17 protein-coding genes are annotated in these 20,141 nt (G+C 43.6%); 4 read left to right on the top strand and 13 right to left on the bottom strand.

Annotation, left to right across the window (positions count from 1 at the left end):
• Positions 1-7 precede the first annotated feature (7 nt).
• The 13 genes from AACQ79_RS04755 to AACQ79_RS04695 form a co-directional block, all read right to left on the bottom strand.
• Positions 8-628, bottom strand: coding sequence for a DUF3261 domain-containing protein (locus AACQ79_RS04755; RefSeq protein WP_170898614.1), 621 nt, complete (start codon positions 626-628; stop codon positions 8-10).
• Entirely contained in the window at positions 625-2,973 is a 2,349-nt protein-coding gene (locus AACQ79_RS04750) for an MMPL family transporter (RefSeq protein WP_094166005.1), read from the bottom strand. Before AACQ79_RS04750 ends, AACQ79_RS04755 begins: the two co-directional genes overlap by 4 nt.
• Positions 2,945-3,556, bottom strand: coding sequence for a LolA family protein (locus AACQ79_RS04745; RefSeq protein WP_094166006.1), 612 nt, complete (start codon positions 3,554-3,556; stop codon positions 2,945-2,947). Before AACQ79_RS04745 ends, AACQ79_RS04750 begins: the two co-directional genes overlap by 29 nt.
• Positions 3,553-3,993 (bottom strand): acyl-CoA thioesterase, encoded by a 441-nt coding sequence (locus tag AACQ79_RS04740; protein WP_017050416.1) that lies wholly within the window; start codon positions 3,991-3,993, stop codon positions 3,553-3,555. The genes AACQ79_RS04745 and AACQ79_RS04740 overlap by 4 nt, the downstream gene beginning before the upstream one ends.
• An 8-nt stretch (positions 3,994-4,001) precedes the next feature.
• Positions 4,002-5,546: an HAL/PAL/TAL family ammonia-lyase gene (locus tag AACQ79_RS04735; protein WP_094166007.1), complete on the bottom strand. Its 1,545-nt coding sequence runs from the start codon at positions 5,544-5,546 to the stop codon at positions 4,002-4,004.
• Positions 5,527-7,257 carry a glycosyltransferase family 2 protein gene (locus tag AACQ79_RS04730; RefSeq protein WP_094166008.1) on the bottom strand — a complete coding sequence of 577 codons (1,731 nt, stop codon included), beginning with the start codon at positions 7,255-7,257 and terminating at the stop codon, positions 5,527-5,529. The genes AACQ79_RS04735 and AACQ79_RS04730 overlap by 20 nt, the downstream gene beginning before the upstream one ends.
• Positions 7,241-7,609, bottom strand: a complete 369-nt coding sequence (locus AACQ79_RS04725; RefSeq protein ID WP_017045145.1) for an ApeI family dehydratase — start codon at positions 7,607-7,609, stop codon at positions 7,241-7,243. Before AACQ79_RS04725 ends, AACQ79_RS04730 begins: the two co-directional genes overlap by 17 nt.
• Positions 7,610-7,631: 22 nt before the next feature.
• Positions 7,632-9,017, bottom strand: coding sequence for an AMP-binding protein (locus tag AACQ79_RS04720; protein WP_094166009.1), 1,386 nt, complete (start codon positions 9,015-9,017; stop codon positions 7,632-7,634).
• 7 nt (positions 9,018-9,024) lie between these two features.
• Positions 9,025-9,582: a septation protein IspZ gene (locus AACQ79_RS04715; RefSeq protein ID WP_088728975.1), complete on the bottom strand. Its 558-nt coding sequence runs from the start codon at positions 9,580-9,582 to the stop codon at positions 9,025-9,027.
• A complete protein-coding gene (locus AACQ79_RS04710) occupies positions 9,582-9,839 on the bottom strand; it encodes an acyl carrier protein (RefSeq protein WP_013856486.1) in 258 nt (85 codons plus the stop codon). Before AACQ79_RS04710 ends, AACQ79_RS04715 begins: the two co-directional genes overlap by 1 nt.
• A 15-nt stretch (positions 9,840-9,854) precedes the next feature.
• Positions 9,855-10,115, bottom strand: coding sequence for a phosphopantetheine-binding protein (locus tag AACQ79_RS04705; RefSeq protein WP_013856487.1), 261 nt, complete (start codon positions 10,113-10,115; stop codon positions 9,855-9,857).
• Between the two features lie 190 nt (positions 10,116-10,305).
• On the bottom strand, positions 10,306-11,079 hold the full coding sequence (locus tag AACQ79_RS04700) for a lysophospholipid acyltransferase family protein (RefSeq protein ID WP_170898898.1): 774 nt from the start codon (positions 11,077-11,079) through the stop codon (positions 10,306-10,308).
• Positions 11,073-11,810: a beta-ketoacyl synthase chain length factor gene (locus AACQ79_RS04695; protein WP_094166012.1), complete on the bottom strand. Its 738-nt coding sequence runs from the start codon at positions 11,808-11,810 to the stop codon at positions 11,073-11,075. The genes AACQ79_RS04700 and AACQ79_RS04695 overlap by 7 nt, the downstream gene beginning before the upstream one ends.
• A 115-nt stretch (positions 11,811-11,925) precedes the next feature.
• Between AACQ79_RS04695 and AACQ79_RS04690 the strand changes: the two genes are divergently transcribed.
• The 4 genes from AACQ79_RS04690 to AACQ79_RS04675 all read left to right on the top strand — a co-directional run bounded on the left by AACQ79_RS04690 (position 11,926) and on the right by AACQ79_RS04675 (position 19,848).
• Positions 11,926-13,032, top strand: a complete 1,107-nt coding sequence (locus AACQ79_RS04690; RefSeq protein WP_013856490.1) for a class I SAM-dependent methyltransferase — start codon at positions 11,926-11,928, stop codon at positions 13,030-13,032.
• A gap of 23 nt (positions 13,033-13,055) precedes the next feature.
• Positions 13,056-14,300: an NAD(P)/FAD-dependent oxidoreductase gene (locus tag AACQ79_RS04685; RefSeq protein WP_170898612.1), complete on the top strand. Its 1,245-nt coding sequence runs from the start codon at positions 13,056-13,058 to the stop codon at positions 14,298-14,300.
• Between the two features lie 179 nt (positions 14,301-14,479).
• On the top strand, positions 14,480-18,073 hold the full coding sequence (locus AACQ79_RS04680) for a hybrid sensor histidine kinase/response regulator (RefSeq protein ID WP_249339180.1): 3,594 nt from the start codon (positions 14,480-14,482) through the stop codon (positions 18,071-18,073).
• Entirely contained in the window at positions 18,070-19,848 is a 1,779-nt protein-coding gene (locus AACQ79_RS04675; protein ID WP_094166156.1) for an EAL domain-containing protein, read from the top strand. Before AACQ79_RS04680 ends, AACQ79_RS04675 begins: the two co-directional genes overlap by 4 nt.
• Positions 19,849-20,141: the final 293 nt, after the last annotated feature.

The following is a 20,141-nucleotide window of genomic DNA, read 5'->3' as shown; positions in this document are numbered from 1 at the left end:
TAGCTATCTACGGTTGTGTGGGCGGCAAAGGGTGCTGGGCACTGAGTGTTTTAATCGTAATGGTGTAATTCAATAATTGATTGTGGAAGCGAATATCGCCCTTCATCGCGAAGGGATGTTGATAATCAATAACAATCACTGTTTCACCCAGTTCATTGATGAGTGTTCGTCTATTCTCATCATCAATGATTTGCCACTTTACCTTATTTAACGAGGCTTCCCAAGCATTTCGCGGCCAGAGCGTGATCATCAGGTTAAAGAGTATCTGTTCGGGCTTCGGCAAGGTGTTTTCTAAGCCAGTGAGTACACTGGTCTCAATAGTATCTTGCTGATAATTGAGCGATAAAATCCTCGTTCCCCAAGATGAAAACCCTGCCAGCACAATCTTGTCATCGGTGACCTGCAACTGGACCGGAAGCTGTTGGTTATGCTGGCCGTTATCATCTTGCCAATGGGCGCTGATCAACTGACTTGCCGTGACTTGGTACCCAAGTTGCGCAGGTTTGGGCAGAGTAACGAATGTGTTGGGGCTAATTTCTACCTGCGTGGAGGCTTGGTTTGGCACTAAAGAGCAGCCAGACAACATCAGTAACAGCAAGGGCAGCGCACGGCGTATTCTCATCATCATAGTTTTTCCTCATGCGCTTTCATGGCGGCAGGTTGTGATTTGATCGCCATTGGTGAAAGCAACCAAGCAACGAAAATGCCGCTCAGTACCGTCAAACCAAAACTGTGGATGGCGTGAGTTTGGCTAAGAGCAAGCAGACCAAACGAGAGCAAAGTCGTTAGTGCCGAAAGGGTTATGGCAAGCAAGGTGCTGTGACTGCGGGCTTGTTCGGCAAAAAAGAGCGTGTAATCAATACCGATACCTATCACTAATACCAGCGCTAATAGATTGAATAAATTGAGCGTAGAGCCTGTTGCGACGGTGACGGCTAACCCAGCGATGCAAGCAATAAGCGAAGGTAACATAATGCGAATGCTGTGCTTCACGCCGTAGCGCCAAATAGTGAGAGCGCTGATCAAGGTCAGAGCCAGCGCAATTAACTCCATCACTTTAAGGCGATACTGCCCAAACAGGGTTGAGATCTCTTCGGTTTTATTCAAATAGGCGTAGTCGCTATTTTGCGCCGCAAACTGCTTAATTACTGCTGCTTGGTGAACCTCTTTCAACAGGACTACCGCCGCCACTTTTTGCTCAACTTCACCTAAATAAAGAAAGCGCAGCGGCTGGGAAACATCATGGGCTAAATAATGCGCCAGTGTCATGGGCAAAAATGACGCTTCCAGTTTAGGAGTCGAAGATAGTTTCAGCGTGTGAGCCAGTACTGCGCCTTGGTTTGCGTACAGTGCTTCAACCAGTGCGTAGTTTTCTTGCTGACGCTTAAGCGAGCTGATGTTTTGACTTAAACTTTGGTAGCCAGAAAGTACGCCTTGTTGTTGCCATTGTGAAAATTGCGTATCTAATTTTTCTAACTGCTGCATTAATGCTTCATTATCGTTGGCACTGACGACCAACATTTGCTGTGATGATTGAATACCAGTCAAGGTGCTGATTTGCAGCTCTTGCTGTTTCAAGTCGCTAGGCATGGCTTGTAATTGTCGAATGTCGTCGTTGTAGTGCACTTGCGTCAGGGCAAGACTGCTGATGAACAATAACGCCGTGGGTAGGCCCCATTTAACCCATTGCTTTTGCCAAAGCGCAAACCATAAGGACCAATAAGTGAGGCCGGGAAGCGTTCTCGATGAACTTGGTTTTTTGGCCAAAATCGGATACCAAGCCACGACCGTCGCGTAAGCGGCAACGAGCCCCAAGGCGGAAAATAGCGCTAACTGTTGTAAGCCGGGGAAAGGGGCGACCAGTAGACCGAGATAGCCAATTAAACTGGTGATTAACCCTAAGGTAATGGCCGTCAGAATATGCTTTAGTCCTTGCACGCTATCCCAGTGTTCATTTGCGGCAAGGCGATCGGTCAGGTAGTGAAAGGCGTAGTCGATTGAAACGCCAATCAGGCTGGCCCCAAACACTAAGCTAAACAGATGGATCTGACCAAAAAACGCGGTGGTGATCACCATGGCAACCACTAACCCAACGGATACCGAGAGCAGTGCCAACAGTAAAGGCATGGCACTGCGAAAAACCAGCATCACCAACAGCACAATTCCGAGTAATGAGAAAAGGCCAATAGTGCTGATTTCTGACTTGGCACTTTGAGTACCAAAATCGGCGTAAAATAAAACACCAGTGTGATAAATGTCCGCACCGAATTGTTGCTTGATGCGTTGTTGCCATTGAGCAATATCGGGCACCACTTGTTGCGCTTTGAAACTGTATGGTGAGTCGTTGAGCTGCGCGGTGATCAACACGTATTTTTGGCCTTGATACTCGCGGGTTAAGTATCCATCTTGCAAACGAAAATGAGACGATAGCTGGCTAAGTTGTGCTAAGTAGTCGCGAAATAGCAGAAAAGGGTCGTGACTGAGCTCTTGCCCTGTTACCCCAGAAAAAGGGTTATATAGGGCTTGCACCACGGTTTGCACTTGTTGTTCGGGATGTTGACTGAGCTGATTGCGTTGCTCGCTGGTGAGCAGTTGTGCTCGATGTTGAAAGTAGTAACTGGCCCAAGCGCTCTGTTGAGTGGCATCGATTTTCCCAATCACATCCTTGAAATAGCCACTCTGCTTGAGCTCGCTTTCTAGCGCTGTAACGGATTTGAGCCGGTCAGCCTCATTGGGCGCAGTGACAATAAAGACCACCTTATCGCTCATACTGGCAGTGACTTTTTCAAACGCTTGCTCGGCGAGCACACTTTGCTGGTTGACCGGCAGTAGCTTAAGGATATCTGTCTCGATCGGTGAGGCTGCTGAAAAGAACCACTGCTTGAGTAGTAAGCCAAGACAAAGGGTCACAAAAGCCAACCAGAACAATGCCAGCCGGTTCGATTTAGAAGTTAAACTGTGCTTGCTCAGCATGGGTTAAACGCTCTGGCTGGTGGTTTTGGTTAGTAAACTGAATCTCGGTTTTGTCGCCTCGCACTTCTTGCAGGATCAAACCATCAATGTCATCTCGCCCCGTTAATGTTATCGAGGTAAACACCGAGCTCAGTGGCGCATTTCTCGGCGTTAAATTTAACTGCCACTGGCCATCTTCGCTGTGCAGCGTCATCGTAAATTGTTCATTCAATTGCTGCGTGTCACCATGAAATACCGACAAAAAGAGATGGCTGAAATAAAACGCCATTGGGTTCTCTTTTTCGGTAATCACCTGTGGTGTTTGGTTAGCAAAAGTTTGGCGAAGCTTGTCTTGAGTTAGCACCAAATTAACTGGAAATGGTGAGTTTTGTTGCCAAAGTAAGCCATTTTGTTTATCGAGCAAGAATTTCCCGGCTGACGACAGTGGTTGTTCGAACATCTCAATATGGCGGAGTTGAGTAAACTCTCCGCGTACGATCTGGTGTTTCGCCAACTGCGCTTGCAGTGAGGCAAGGTCGGTCACCTGTGCCCAGAGTAGGGGCGAAAATAGGGCTAAAGTTAGCCATAGAAAACGGCGCATCATAATTTCCCGTAGGTATGCCAGTGCTGCACTTTGTCGGTAAATAGCGTTGGGGAAGCGAAACACATCTCTTGGGTGTCGATGCGAACCGCTACTTGAGTGGTGTGTGCTTTACACATTCGTTGCCCGGTCTGGCTATCAAAAATCATGTAGTCAACACGCAAGCGATTTTCCCATTCTGTCAAGGTCGCTTTGACTCGAATCGTATGGTTGAACGGGATCGCTTTCACGTACTTCACGTGGGTATCAATCACCGGCCATAGGTAGCCCGACTGAGTCATCGCGTGATAGCTGTAATCAATTTTTTCCATCAGCACGCGGCGTGCTTCTTCAAAAAAACGAAAATAATTGCCGTGGTAGATAACGCCCATTGGGTCGGCATCTTGAAACGAGGTGACTAAAGTCACCTCACTTTCCAATGGATGAAGTACATCGCTCATCGCGCTTCCTAGTAAAGTGTCCAGTGGCGTTGTTGAATGCGGCTAATAAAGTGGCGCAAATCATGTTCTAGCGGACGATCTTCCACCACAAAGTCAAACTCTTGTAACACGGCTAAGCGCATCTGCTTGATATTGTGACTCATGTGTTGCTCATCCAGCTCATGATGACGTTTGCGCAATTCTATTGCTTGGGTCGCTGCCAACAGCGAGGCGGCCGCCACTTGTTCTGTCAGTTCAAGCACACGTAGACAATCACGTGCGGCAATGGTTCCCATGCTGACTTTGTCTTGATTGTGACACTCAGTCGAACGTGAAAAAACGCTGGCAGGCATGGTATGTTTCAAGGCTTCGGCCGTCCACGCTGAAATGCCGATCTGCACGGCTTTAAAGCCGTGGTTGATCGGTTTTCTTTCGCCTTCTGCGCCAGTTAAGTTAAACGGTAAACCGTTGTTGAATTTGTAATCCATCAATTGCGCCATTTGGCGATCGAGCAAATCGGCTAGGTTAGCAACCTGTGTTTTTAAGGTATCCATTGCCATGGCAATGTGGCCGCCGTAAAAATGGCCGCCGTGCAGTACGCGTTCATTATCGCCATCGATGATGGGGTTGTCGTTGGCACTGTTGAGCTCATTTTCAATCAGTTGACGTAGCCACGGCAGCGCATCTTGCACTGTGCCAATCACATGAGGTGCGCAGCGCAATGAATAGCGATCTTGCAGGCGATCACTGTTGCGAGGTGGGCGCTCTGCTTGTAAGTCATCACGTAGCCATGCTGCGATTTGTTGCTGGCCAGGATGCGGCTTGACGGCAAATAGCGCGGCATCAAAATGGAAGTCGTTACCCTGAATACCGACAGACACCATGGCGGTAATTTTGGTGCAGAGTTGAGTTAAATACTCGGCGCGTTTATAGGCTAAACAGGCCAAAGCAGTCATGACTGATGTGCCGTTCATCAGCGCTAATCCCTCTTTTGGTTTTAGCTTGATCGGGCGAATACCCAGCTCGTTAAACACATCTTGAGTTGGGCGCATCTCATCTTTATAAAGCACGTCGCGCTCACCAATCAGTGTGGCCGCGAGGTAGGAGAGTGGCGTTAAATCGCCGCTTGCCCCGACCGAACCTTCTTGTGGAATACGAGGGGCGATATCGTGGTTGATCAAGGTGACTATTTGGTTAAGTAGTTCATGGCTCACACCAGAGACACCTTGCGCTAGTGAACACAAGCGTGTTGCTAATACTGCGCGAGATTGCTGATGGCTTAATACCTCGCCTAAGCCACAGCCGTGAAAGCGAGTCAAATGCAGTGGTAATTGGTCTACTAGATTCGGTGGAATGGCAACGGTGCATGAATCACCATAGCCGGTGGTTACACCGTAAATCACGCCTTCTTCTTTTAAAAGGCGTTCTAGAAAAGCGACGCCGCGATCAATTTTAGCGGTGAATTCCGCTGAAGAATTGAGGTTGGCCTGCGCGCCTTGCGAAATCGCGACAACATCTTCAATGGTGAGGCGATCGACGCCAAAAGTTATGCGGTTATCTGTCTGAATCATCATGCTGCTGTTTACTTAGAGTCCAAAAGTTGAAAAAGTTATACCACTGCAGTGGAGCTTGCAGTGTGTAATGTTCCAGCCGATCAGCGTAGCGTTGTACTACCTGCGCTAGCGCCGCTTGTCGCTCTTTTCTCGGTAAATCTATGTTGTCGCTAAAGTGCTCGAAATAGACGTTAAAATGTGGAGTTTTAGAACGTTCGTCTCTTAAGCCAAACAAAAGGTAGACGGGAGCTTTCAACACCGAGGCCAACATAAAAGGGCCTTGTGGAAACGGCGCGGGTTGGCCTAAAAAATCGGCCCATACGGCTCGGGTCTCTTTGCTGGTGGACGTTCTATCTCCGACGATCACCACCCATTCTCCCTGCTCTATTTTCTGTTGAAGCAAAATAGCGGTATCGGGGCCCAAACGGCTCACTTGAATGAGGTTCAGTTCTGAGTTGGGATTGATCGCTTTCATTACCGCATTGAAGCGTTCGGCGTGCTCGGTGAAGACTAACGCATTGATCTTAATATGAGAATGCCGACGTCCCAGAGCGCGGCACAGTTCAATATTTCCAAGGTGAGATCCTAAAAGAAGCACACCTTGTTTTCGTTTGGCTAAAGTTTGGAACGATTCTTGACCATGAATGGTCAAATTTTTTACCGAAAAATCGCCTTTCCATGCCGCCAATTTATCCAGCATAGTGTGGCCAAAAGAGAGCAGATGGTTATAGCTAGAGAGATGATTTGGCAGCGTGATTTGGCGACGGTTTGCGTAGCTTCGTAAGTGCTGTAAATACTGTTCAGAGGCTTGGCGAGCTTGTTTTCCGGTAAGGTAGTAATAGCTCATTACAAGTTTCAGCATCAGGTTAAAAATCGGTCGCCCGAGTAGGCTATATACCGCCAGTAACGCTTTAATACCCAGAACCGTTCCTCGTTCTTGACGCTTTGACCAGTGCTGGTTTGGCTCTGCGCCACTTTTGTTGTGCCTGCTTTGGTTGCGTTTCAGCAGTTGAGGAATACGCGGTAACATGCCAAAAAATAATTTGCTGTGCATCCAACTGATTTTGACGTTATCCCATAGTGTATCGAAATGAGAGACGCCTCCTTCAGGATAAATGACGCGAGTTTCCACAAAATCGATATCGACCCCGTGCCAATACATGCGAACTAAGATTTCGATGTCGAAATCCATGCGCGTGCCGATCTTATGGTTATTGAGCACCTCAACGGTGAGGTCTACAGGATACGCGCGAAAACCACACATACTGTCTTTGATCGTAAAGGATAGCGTTTCAATCCAAACCCAAATATGCGTTGCGTAACGGCCATATAAACGCGCTTTGGGTACGCTGTCATCGTAAATCGGCTGACCAGAAATTAGGTGGTTTGGATGTTGCTTTGACGCGGCCAGTAATTTAGGCAGCGCTTGTAAATCATGTTGGCCATCGGCATCAATTTGGATGACGTGGCTAAACCCCAACTGCTGCGCTTGGCGAATGCCAGCCATTACCGCGCCACCTTTTCCTTGGTTTTGTTCTAGGGTAATGAGGTGAACATGTGTTTGCTGGGCGACGTTGCTCAACGCCTGTTTTGTTTGCTGATTGCTGCCATCATCAACCAGTAAAATGGGAAGTTCAAATGCGCTGAGTGATGAGACCACTTCTGCTACTGTGCTGCCGTGGTTGTAGCACGGAATTAAAAAACAAGCTTGATAATCAGCCACAGATTTCACCCAACTTCATTTTTCCTGATGAGTGAATGATGTTTAAACCCTCACGCTGCGAACTATAACTAAACGCGAGTTTCTGTTTTTCCTCATCCCAACTTAATGCCAGTTGAACGGTCATGTCTGGCAAGATAGGTTCTTGGAATTTGATCACTTCCATACCTTGAAAGCTTGTGGGTACAGATAAGTATTCTCGTGCATAGCGCAGTGCCCAATCGATTTGGGTAACGCCTGGCAGCAATGGAAAATGTGCAAAGTGTCCTGAAAAATCAATAATGTCGGCGTCAACGCGCAGCGTCAAATTCACCGTGTGAGGCTGAGTTTCAGCACATAATAATGTGGGTGTTCTTTTGGCCATAATCTATTGGGCTTCGTTATTTTTATGGTTGGAATAGTGTTTCTAGTTCAGCAACAAGGCGCTTACCTTGGCTGTTGAGAGGGATCTCTTTTACCACTCTAAAGCGTCGAGGTACAGCAATAGGTTCTAACCATTGGCGCAGTTCAGAGCGCAGCAACAGCCAGAACTTCCCCTTTCCAAGTTGAGCTAATTTTTCAGTGCCGCTGGCTGACAGTACAATCGCTGAGATTAAGATCAAACGTTCACCGTCTTGCTGTGGTAACACGGCTGTTTCACTGATCCACGGCAGTTGTTCAATACGCTGTTCCACTTCAACCAGTGAGATCCGTTTTTCTTCGATTTTGATGATGCGATCGGTGCGACCTTTCAAGGTAAAGTGCCGTTGGTCGGAAAACTCACATTCATCGGCTGTTTGATACCAATGATTCGGATCAATATGTGCAGAGCGCAAGGCTAAGCAGTGCTCGCTGTTAAGTCTTGCTTCAACGGTAGGAAAAAGCTGCCATTGCTGCGTTGCACTGTGCTGTTGCCGAAAAGCGATGCCGCCAGTTTCCGTACTGCCATACACTTCGATAGGTCGTTGCCCAAACAGGGTTTTTGCGTGACAAGAAGCAGAGTAGGGAAGTGGGCCACCGGAAGAAAACAGTGTGCGCAGTGGGCTTGGCTGGTGCTCTTGTGACAAGCGTTTCAATAGCGCAGGGCTACTGATCAGCGCAGTGTCCGGATGCGCATGTGCGGTCACTTGTTCTGGAAATTCCAAGTTATGGCGGGCAAATGCTCGCCCTGCACACAGTGGCCATAACACACGAAATAGCAGCCCATAAATATGTTGATGAGAAACCGTACTTTCCACTTTTGCACCAATGAGCTGTTCGCCCCAAAGCTGCTCTAAAATGGCGATTTCAGCTTCAAGCTGCCGCAGTGTTTTGATGATAGCCTTAGGCTGACCACTGGAGCCTGACGTAAACAGCGTCACGGTTTGTGTCTCTAATGAAAGTGGTGCAAAACAAACGGCTTCATCGCGCATGTCGTTGGGTAGCGCTAAATGGTTAAGAGAGAGAGTTGGCGTTGAATTGGGTATTGTTATTGCCTCATCACACAGCAACAACTCAAAGTGTTGGCTCAGTTCTGCCAGTGCCGCAGGTTGATAATTACCGGGCAGAATTAATGATTTTTGCGTGTAACAGACGGCGAAAAAACCGACGGAGAACCGATAGCTATCGCCAGCACACAGTGCAATATGATGTTCATTTCGCGATGCTAATTGCCGGCTTAGTTGGCTGACATCGGCGACAAAGTTTGCCCAGTTAATGGTGTTATTGAGGTCAAAAGCAACACAATGCGAATCGTTTCTTGGTGAGGAGAGTAACGTTGCAAGCGAGCAAAAATCGGGGTTGCCGAAAGTCATAGCGTACCTAGCCTTTGCGAATCCTTTGCCTTACTAGCCATTCCGTTACAAAGAGGCTGCCAGCAAGGAGATAACTGATCAATCCGTTATACAACGTCCAGATCTCGATAGATTGGAAGCAGGTATAAAGTGCGATGGCTCCATTCATGATGAAGTAGAGGCACCACACTTTAGTGACCGTGCGTGTGTACTCAATGCCACTTTGAGGAAGTTCCGGCTCTTGCAGCCTCGCCAGCCGTTCAATCACTGTTTTCGGTTGTGTTAGGCTCAAGGCAAAAAGAGCCAAAAGACATACATTAACCACAACAGGATAAAACAGCAGCCAGCCATGTTGCTGAAAGAGCATCCCCAAAGCCACCAAAGTGATACCAACGAACCCACTAATCCAAGCCAGTTGCTTCAGTTCTTGAAGTTTGGCTTGCCAACCAGAAAGAATTCTTAAAGCAAAAATAGCGGCTAAGAAACCCCCTATAGCTTGCAAACCAAACTGATTAATCCCGAAGTAGACCGCGAGTGGGTAGGTAAGCAGGACGATTGCAGACAAAATCGTCAGCAATCGCCGCATTAGCTTTCCTTAACAAGTTCAATAACCGATTCCACCACATCATTGACGGTGCGAACGGTTTTAAACTCTTCAGGCTTGATTTTTTTGCCAGTCACTTTTTGTAAGTGAACGACAAGATCTACAGCATCAATACTGTCGAGATCGAGATCTTGATAAAGGTGAGCGTCTGGTTGAATATCGGCTTCATCAATTTCAAATAGTTCAACGAGAGCTTCTTTAACTTGATCAAATACTTGTTGTTGGTTTACTTCTGTCATAACGCTATCTATTTATTAGTGGCTAGTTTGAGATGAAATATAATTTGCTAAGTTTGCCACTGATGCAAAGTGTTGGCGAGTATTGGAGTCATCAGCGTCAATGACGATATTATACTTCTTTTTAATGGCCAAACCGAGCTCTAAAGCATCGATAGAATCTAAACCTAACCCATCACCAAAAAGTGGTGCGTCAGTTTCGATATCGTTAACTGAGATATCTTCAAGATTTAGTGCGTCGATAATGAGCTGTTTTATTTCTGTGTGTAGTAATTCCACTTCAACCTACTTATATAATGTTCTAGCCGTTTTGAACAAAACCTTGATATACACTTCCCCACTTAAAGTTGCAGCGGTGTTGGCTACGTTCGCTCCCCCCAATCATATCGTTATCTATACGGATGGGGACTTACTCACTTTCCGCTTCGCTGCAACTTGACGTTATGGGTCGATAACTTCAATAGTTTTGTCATTTCTGGTTATTGTTTTGGGGGAAAATCACCTCTGCAAGGTGGCGATTTAAACGTCGTGCTGCAGTGGTGGGGTTATCAGCACCTTCAATAAAAGGTGTGACGGCAACTTTACCCTTTATCTCCACATGGAAAAAGGGTTTGGTTTTAGGAACTTGGTACCACTTTTGCTCTTTTGTGAGAAAACTCGGAGAAACGGTAATATGTACGATGCGTAAGTCTCTTTGAGTTCGGATTGCGATTTGCGCCGCACCGCGCTGCAATTTGGGTTTAACGCCGGGTGTGGTTCGCGTGCCTTCAGGGAAAATCAATAATACGTTTCCGCGACTCATGCGTTCCTCGCACACATTTAACAAATCATCAGGTGTTTCATTTGGGATATAACCTGCGGCTTGAACAATCCGTTTCATAAAAGGATTGGCCCAGACAGCTGACTTAACCAAGCAATCGCACTGATGAAGTTGTGATGCAATGAGAACATAATCAATTAAGCTTGGATGATTGGCGATAATAAGGCAGCTTTTATCCTGTTTTAATAGTTCTGCGTTGGTTATTTTATAGTCGATGGCACCTGTTAATTTCATCAACTTACAAAATATATTGAATGAGTTTTGGATTGATTTTTGAACTTTATATTCTCGACGATCTGTTTGCGATGAAAATAATGCAATCAGTGGGATAATAATAAAACTCAGCGTTAATCCGCCTAAACCAAATATAAAAAAACAAAAACCTGTAGCAGCAATACGCCAGTAGCGGTTGAACTCTAACATTTTCGTTGCCATTTCCAAGCGCTTTGCGAGCCCTCAATGATCCATTCAGATTTTTCTGACAAATAGTGGTGAAGAAACGACAATGCTTGAGGCTGTTGTGGCTTGGTATCAGACATCTGCATAGAGAGCGTAAAATCTGAACCGTGAGACAGGGTTAACCCTAAGGCATAGCCTTGAAACTGCCACTCTTCGTATTGTTGGTAGTCGCTAGGTAGTGGCTCATCAAAATCAACCAACAGCACTTTGTGACTAGGGTGCTCATTTAGATAGAGCCAAGCTTCTAATATGGCACTTTGAAATGTGTTTTGTGCTGCTGCAATCGAGGTTAACGGGATCGGTTGTTTTGAAGCGATGGTTGCTAGGCCTGCCGCTGTATTATGAACAGATTGTGAAAACGCCATTGGTGAGGCTTCTTCGCCAATCAATATCGACTTCACGATTTCAACGCTACGATGAAGCTCGCCATGACGACATGAAAATATCATGTAATCAATATGTTGTGATTCTATAGCAGTCAGTGCAGTCTGCACGGCTAATTTGCTCAAACTACTCATTCTGCGGCGCATCATAGGAGGAATATGGTCTGTGTTGAGCGTATTATCGTCAGGCCAAATATCTTCTCTTGCCCAATTTTGCCAATCAGAAGGGTGAGATAAGCCTGCAGAATTTGCAACCCAAGTATCAATATTTAACGTGATTATTTGCTGTTGATTTGACATAAGATATTGCATTGTTTTTGATAGGGTTAAATACTATGGCACAAGATTATTCTTCGCAACTATAAACGTTTGTATCCTTGACTTAAATATTGATTTTTAAGAATTGAGTCGAACTTAGATTAAGTGTTTGGATATTGTTCACAAATTAAAGTTAGGTTTTAATGTGTTAAATCAAAAAATAGATCCTTATAACGCTTTAGAGGCAAAAACCGAAGCTCAAAAATTATCTTTTGCCCCCATCGTTTTTCATACGGCGCGTACATTACGTGACTTAGGCATATTGGCTGCATTAGATAATGCTGGCGAAAAAGGTTTAAACGCGGAACAAATTGCTCAAGAAACGAGCGTGTCAGAGTATGGCGTTAAAGTATTACTCGATATGGCCATCAGTGCCCACATTGTTTTATGGGATAAACCGAATTATTCGTTGGCTAATCTAGGCATTTTTTTGCTGCATGATGGGATGACGCAAGCCAATATGGATTTCACGGCAGACGTTTGTTATGCCGCCATGATGCACTTAACCGAATCGATCACCGAAGGCAAGCCTGCTGGTCTGAAAGAACTCGGCGATTGGGATACCATCTACCAAGGTTTATCGCGTTTGCCCCAGCAAGCTAAAGACAGTTGGTTCAAATTCGATCACTTCTATTCCGATCGTTCTTTTCCTATTTTGCTGAAAGAAGTGTTTCGTAAAAAACCGAAACATTTGGTCGATATTGGTGGCAATACGGGTAAATGGGCACTGCAATGTTGTCACTATGATTCAGACGTTGAAGTGACGATTGTGGATCTGCCACAACAGTTGGAAATGGCGATGGCTAACGCGCAGCAACAAGGTTTTACGCAGCGTATTCATCCTTTTCCAGCCAACATGCTCGATAAAGAACAACCGTTACCAAAAAATGCGGACGTGTGGTGGATGAGCCAGTTTTTAGACTGTTTTTCGCCAATGGAAATTTTGAGTATTTTAAAACGCGTTCGCGCCAATCTTTCTGCATATTCGACGGTTTATATTTTGGAACTGTTCTGGGATTCACAGAAGTACGATGCGGCTTCTTATAGCCTCAATGCCACCTCTTTGTATTTTACCTGCCTTGCAAATGGTAATAGTCGCTTCTATCGCAGCGAAGATTTCTTAGAAATCGTTCAAGCAGCAGGATTACAGGTGATCAAACGAACCGACAATATTGGCCTTGGCCACACCTTGTTAGAGCTAAAAGCCCAAGCTTAATTAAAATCGATGCGAGTCAATTCATGAATAAAGAGATAACTCAAGTTGTTATCATTGGTGCGGGCCCTTCGGGTTCGACTGCCGCGGCATTACTCCATGCACAAAACATACGCGTGTTGGTTATTGAAAAAGCACTTTTCCCACGCTTTTCTATTGGCGAAAGCTTATTACCTGCTTGTATGGAAGTGATAGAAGCGGCGGGAATGTTACCTGATGTTATGCGTGCGGGTTTTCAATATAAAAATGGTGCTGCCTTTCGAAAAAATGGTGTATACGCCCAGTTTGATTTTACCGACAAATATTCGAATGGACCGGGAACCACTTTTCAGGTACAGCGCAGTCAATTTGATAAAGTATTAGCGGATTCTGCTGTTAAGCAAGGGGTTGAAATTCGTTATCAACATCAACTGACGAATATCGAATTTGAAGAGAATAAATCACAATTATTGGTGACGGATCAACACGGTATAACGTATCAAATTGAAGCCGACTTCGTGCTGGATGCCAGTGGCTTTGGCCGAGTATTGCCTAAGTTACTCGATTTGGAAGAGCCATCGTGTTTACCTCCGAGAAAAGCCATCTTTACCCATATCATTGATCATATCTCCCCTGAACAACCAGACTACGACCGAAACAAGATACTGATCTCCGTCCATCCGCGTAATCCTGACGTATGGTACTGGCTCATTCCTTTTTCTAACGGCACATGTTCATTAGGTGTTGTCGGTGAACCGTCGTTTTTTGACGGCTATCCAAGTGATAAAATTGCGGCGATCCAGCAGTTGGTGAATGAAATGTCTGAGCTGGCAGAACTGCTTTCGAAGTCCGAATATCCTAATCCTGCTGGTGAGCTAGGCGGCTATTCTGCAAATGTTAAGCACTTGGCCACGGTAAATTATGCGTTATTAGGCAATGCTGGTGAATTTTTAGACCCGGTGTTTTCATCAGGTGTAACGATAGCCATGAAATCGGCTCAGTTAGCAGTGTCTTGCGTTGTACGCCAACTAAAAAACGAAAGTGTAGATTGGCAGCAAGAGTATTCTCAGCCATTAATGGTCGGAGTGGATACGTTCCGCACTTATGTGGAAGGTTGGTACAACGGCATGTTACAAGAGGTGATTTTTTACCAAACGCCCAATCCAAGAATAAAGCAGATGATTTGCTCTATTCTTGCAGGATATGCTTGGGATCGTAGTAATCCTTATGTCGCTGAGCATCAACGACGCTTATCAAGTTTAGCTGAAATTATTCGTACTTCATCTCATTAATAATATCCGCACCGAAATTATGTTTTGGTGCGGATATGCATCTCACATTCTAATTTTATGGGTTTATTCTCTTGTAAGATTATTCCTACACTACATTAACGTGTTGATAAATATGTATTTTAACCAGTTTTGTTCTGATGCCCTATTCTTGGCAATGACGAGCAGGATCGTTAAACTAGTTGGATATTGGAATCAATATCACGAGAATGAATTTGTTACGTATCTACTTGCTGTTAATTTTAGCAATTAACTTACTTTTTAATACTGTTTATGCCGCCGATTATTTATCAGATTCGGAACGTACCTATTTAAAAGCAAAAAAAGTCATTGTAATGGGTGTATTGTCTGAACCTTGGCTACCTTATTGGGGCGGCATTGAGAATACAATCGGTATTCAACATGATTATGCGGTAGGGATAGGAAAAGAGCTTGATGTCAAAATTGAATATCGTAGCTATCAATCGATAACTGATCTTGTTGCTGCTGTGCATGGTGGTGATGTGGATTTTGCTATTGGTTTTAGCAAAACAAAAGAGAGAGAAAAAAACATTTTATTCAGTTTGCCACTCTATAATAACCTACGAGTGATTTGGCTAAGGGACAAAAAATTAAATCAGCAAGATATGCATCATTTGAAATGGGTTTGCGTACAAGGTTCATCTTATTGTGAAACATTAGAGCAGAGCCATTACCCACACATATTACTAGCACAAAGTTTCTTAGAATCAGCAGAAATGATGAAGCAAGGTTTAGCCGATGCAACGATAACCAACTATATATCACTCAACCATTATATCAGCCCTAATTCTGGATATGACGGTGAGATTATTGCAGATGGTCGATTAGGTGTCGAAATAAATAGAATCATTTTGCCGATGGGAAATAATGAATTAAAAAACATTTTTGATAAACTCATTCTTGCTGAAGCAACAGGAAATACAGCTAATAAGATAGACTCGACTAATATTTATTTTTTGAATAATAAAGACAGCCTAAAATTATTAAGTCAAGAAAATAGCAATCAAATTGTCAGATACACCATAGAAGAAGATATATATCCACTCTCTTATTGTGATGAGGGTGATAATCAGGTGAAGGGATATGTCCATGATTTACTCAAGCTCATTGAGTCAAAAAGCTTTCTTAAATTTCAGTATGTGCCGGCCAATGGTAGAGATATTAGACAAATGCTTATCGATAATGAAGTCGATTTATTGCCTTCATTAAATGTCGATGACATCGATAATCGTGATTTTATAGCGACCCCACCTTACACTAATTTGCAATTTGGTTATGTGGTCACTAAAAAGTCTTTTCAACAGAAAAAATTAGCGATATTAGATCGTACTGGTTACTTATATAGCCACTTAAAAATCTATGAAGATAATAAAAAAGTTAAAGTTTATAGAGATCTTAAAAAGGTTATTCTAGATTTAAAATCAGGTAAGATAACTCATGCCTTAATGAATCAAGATATTATAAATCAGCAAATGGCATATCTTGGTGATAAATTCTTGATACTTCCCGCAATAGATAATGAAGGTTACTCTATTAATATCGGTATGGTCTTTCGAAAGGACGAGTCGATATTGTCTGAAATGCTCAGCCGATCTTTAACTATGGTAACTGAGTCTGAGATTAATGCACTAAAATCACTCCATAAGAAAGTGAATGTGAATTATGGTTATGATAAGCAGCAAGTTATAATCTATTCTTTGATTGCAATGTGTATTTTTTTGTTTTTATTATTATTTGGAATAATTATATTTTATAAGTTGAAAAGTTCCTTAAAATACAGTCAAATCAGTTCAAAACTTTCAGAAGTTCAAGTGCAATGGCTGACAGATTTGCTCGATAAAATACCCAGCATGATCTTCATTTCAGATGTGAATGGGAAAGTAGTGTTATCTAACCGTTCATATAAGCAATGTAGCAAGGCTTCTCTAATTAGTGATGATGTGAATTGCCTCATATGTACTGGCATCGGATCTGTCGATCTGTCGAATAAACACTATCAGATTGATGAGAAATATTATGTCATTAATCATGAATCGATTGCGCATCCCAAGAGTGGGGATACTCATTACTTGACCGTTTGCAGTGATATCACAGAACTCAAGCTCTCAGAATTAGCATTACGTGATTCTAACAATAAGGCACTAGAAGCTGTAGATGCGAGGAATCATTTTTTAGCTGTAATGAGTCATGAGCTTAGAACGCCAATTGCGGCCATGCTAGGGTTGATGGAGATTTTATCAACTCGAATTAAAAACGATGAGAGCCGTTTGTTATTGACGAATGCAATTCGTTCTGCCGAGAGAATTAAGCACCATGTCCATGAGATTTTAGATTTTTCAAAAATGGAAGCTCAGCAATTACAATTAGATATACGCCAGCATAATATTTTAGAAGAGTTATGTCCCACCATTAGAAGCTTTGAAGCGAGTGCTAAGTTGAAAGGCGTTGAGTTCGTTGTTGATTGGGTGCCAACAGCTATTATTTACGCAAAGTTTGATGCATTACGCTTAAATCAGGTTCTTACCAATGTATTAGCCAATGCTGTTAAATTCACTACGGCAGGTACGGTTTCCATCCACGTTGAATTGACGGAAGAACAGATAGTCTTTGCCGTAAAAGATACGGGGTGCGGAATGAATGAAGCGCACTTGGATTCGTTATTTAAGCCATTTATGCAAGCGGATAAAACCATTACTCGCCAATATGGTGGTACTGGGCTTGGTATGTCAATAGTATCGAATTTAGTCAATCTAATGGATGGTCATATTACGGTTTCCAGTACGCTGAATGAGGGGACTCAAGTAACGATAATGCTTCCCATTTGTGGTGAGCCTTTGTCTGAACCGTTGAGTCAACGTAACTACCGTTGCACTAATGAACGCATTATCGAGTGGCTGAAGTGTTGGCAGGTTTCGGTGAGTCAAGGTGGGGTATCCTTGGTCGATTTTGACGCGATAATGACCAAAAAACATCTCTATCCTGACCTGCTTATTGATAAGATAAAAGATAGTGAGCAAGTGCTGGTTCAACCGAAAAAAATGAAACTTTGCGGGCATGTTTTGGTGGTTGATGATGACGCTATTAACCGTTTGTTATTAAAAAAACAGCTGCATGAACTTGGTGTGCAAGCAACCATCGTTGGTGATGGAGAAGAGGCATGCCATCTTTTACAAAGCGAAGACAGCCAGTTCGATTTACTACTAACGGACTGCCATATGCCTAAAATGGATGGTTTCGCTTTAGCAAGATTTGTTAAAAATCATATTCCGCAAGAGAGATATAAGGTGGTTATCGGTTGTACGGCGGAAGACTCACGGTTGATTGCAGAGAAGGCTTACCAGTCTGGTATGGAACACGTGTTGTATAAACCCTATTCGTTGGCGTCGCTGTATACTATGTTGAGTGGTTATCTTTCTATGTATCCTTTAGTAAATGCTGACTCAAAAAGCTGGCTTGAGAGCTTTTTACCGGGTGAAAAAAGTGAAATTGCTTCTGTTGTGGCAGAATCTTTAGCGGCCGAGGTCGATAGACTCGAAAAGCATGATTCTGATTACAAAATGATAGCCCATCGTGTTAAAGGCTCTGCCGGAGCGCTTCAACTGGATTATCTCGCGAGTCTTGCGGTTAGCTTGGAGCGCGAATTAGAACCACAAGCGGTTGTATCTGCAAAACAACGACTGATAATGGAAATGAAAATCGTGATTACACAAGCACAAGAATGGTTAGATAAACAGCAACGAGTAGATGACGAATGAACATTTTGATTGTCGAAGATGATCGAATTCAAGCCACGAGTTTGAAACTGAAACTCAGACAACTTGGATTGAATAATGTCGATATTGCAGCAAATGGACACCAAGCGTTGGCTTTATGCTTGCGCAAAGAGATATCGCTGGTTTTTTGTGATATTCATATGCCGGAAATGGACGGAGTTACGCTTTTGTCGATGCTTGGGGATAAACATCCTTCACTCGGAATTATTATATTGAGTGCTGTTGACGATGCCGTTTTAGACCTTACTTATAACATGTGCTGTTTAGCGAGCTTTAATTTTGTCGATGTTTTACGAAAACCCTATTCTATTGAGCAACTTGAAACCGTGATTCATGCGTTTCATGTGAAGTGTGAACAACAGGCCGCAAGCATTACGCCTATCTCATTAGGGTACAAAGAGATAGAAACAGCATTCAGTGAAGATTGGTTATTCAATTACTATCAACCTCAGTTTGATTTTAAAACGGGTGCCATGGTTGGAGTCGAGGCACTTGTCCGACTAGATCACCCAGTTCATGGTGTATTAAGCCCTGCGCATTTTCTGCCTCTTATTGAAGAGCTGAATTTGATGGATAAGCTGTTTTTAATTGTTTTGGATAAAGCATTATCGGCTTTAGGCAGTTTGTCAGCCGATCTCCAGTTATCTATCAATATCTCCCAGAGTAATTTACAACAGCTGATCTGTGACCCTATTCTTACTCTCTGTCACAAATACGCATTTCCCACTGATAAACTTACGCTCGAGCTGACGGAAGATCATGTCTATAACGGTACGACAGCATCACTGGCTAATCTTGCGCGTTTAAGAATGCATGGTGTTGGTTTATCCATTGATGATTTTGGCACAGGCTACGCCTCTCTAAGTCAGCTTTCGAAATTACCCTTTACAGAACTTAAAGTAGATCAAAGCTTTGTCCGTGATCTCTCCACCAATTATAAAAACCAGCAACTCACCAACATGTGCTTATTGCTAGCGCAATCCTTAGGCTTGCATTGTGTTGTCGAAGGTGTGGAGGACGAAGATACTTGGCAATATTTACGTCATTTAGGCGTGGATACTTGTCAAGGTTATTATTCGGCGATGCCGATGCCGATTGGCGATCTCGCTGAACTGTATAGCAAAAATGTCAGCAAGCAGCTAAGCCACCAAAGTATTGAAGATGGTGTGTATTGCTTATTAGTTGGAGAAAATTCGACTAGCGCTAATGCCCTAAGAAAAATGTTGATGAGAGAAAAGCGCGTTACGCAGGTGGTCGTTGCCAGTGATCTCGCTTGCGCTGTAAAGAGATTGCGTGATTTACCTTTTAATTTAGTGGTTGTGGATAGCTACTGCAGTAAAGACGCTAGTTTGCAGTTGCATCAGCATATTGAATCGATGAATTTTAAGGGAAGACTTATTTTTCTCAATGAATATCATGAAGCAATATCTGCAGAACTTGCACATGCGCGCCACATTGTGAAATCAGCTGCATTGACTGACACCATTCAGAGCATAATGGGGGAGGTCGGGCGAACAGTTAATTTTCAACCTAGTTTTCGACTCAATGAAAGACTATCCAGCAGAGAGTTGAGTGTGGCAAATTTGTTGATTCAAGGTTTGACCAATAAGCAGATAGCTAATCAACTGGATATTAATCAGAAAACAGTCAGTACTTACAAAGCGAGAATTCAAAGTAAATTGGGCATTCGTTCAGCCATGGAGCTGATTCGTTACATTGAGCTCGATCATCTTAGTGCCAGTTTGAGCATCGCGTAAACTGAATGTCGATTTGCGTAAGTATTAGATTACACTTTTCGGTGAAAGTGTTTATTTATTATTACCAATCAACACGTTGTTAATTTATTGTTAATCGATTTTAGTGACACTCTTCACGGATTTTATTTTCAGATGGCAGGATTATCCCTTTAAGTTAGATCTAACGTAACTAAGATGTTAAAAAAAGGCTGATTTTCCAGTGAAACGTGCTGAAAATGTACTCAACACTAGATGATTTAGCACTATGGTCTGACCAGATGGCGCTTGGTAACTTTAATTCACTGAGTTTGAGT

The organism is Vibrio sp. 3-2(1) (genome assembly GCF_963887575.1).
GTDB classification, from domain to species: domain Bacteria; phylum Pseudomonadota; class Gammaproteobacteria; order Enterobacterales; family Vibrionaceae; genus Vibrio; species Vibrio anguillarum.
Note: the sequence above shows the minus strand (reverse complement) of the source record. Positions and strands in the feature narration are given on the sequence as shown.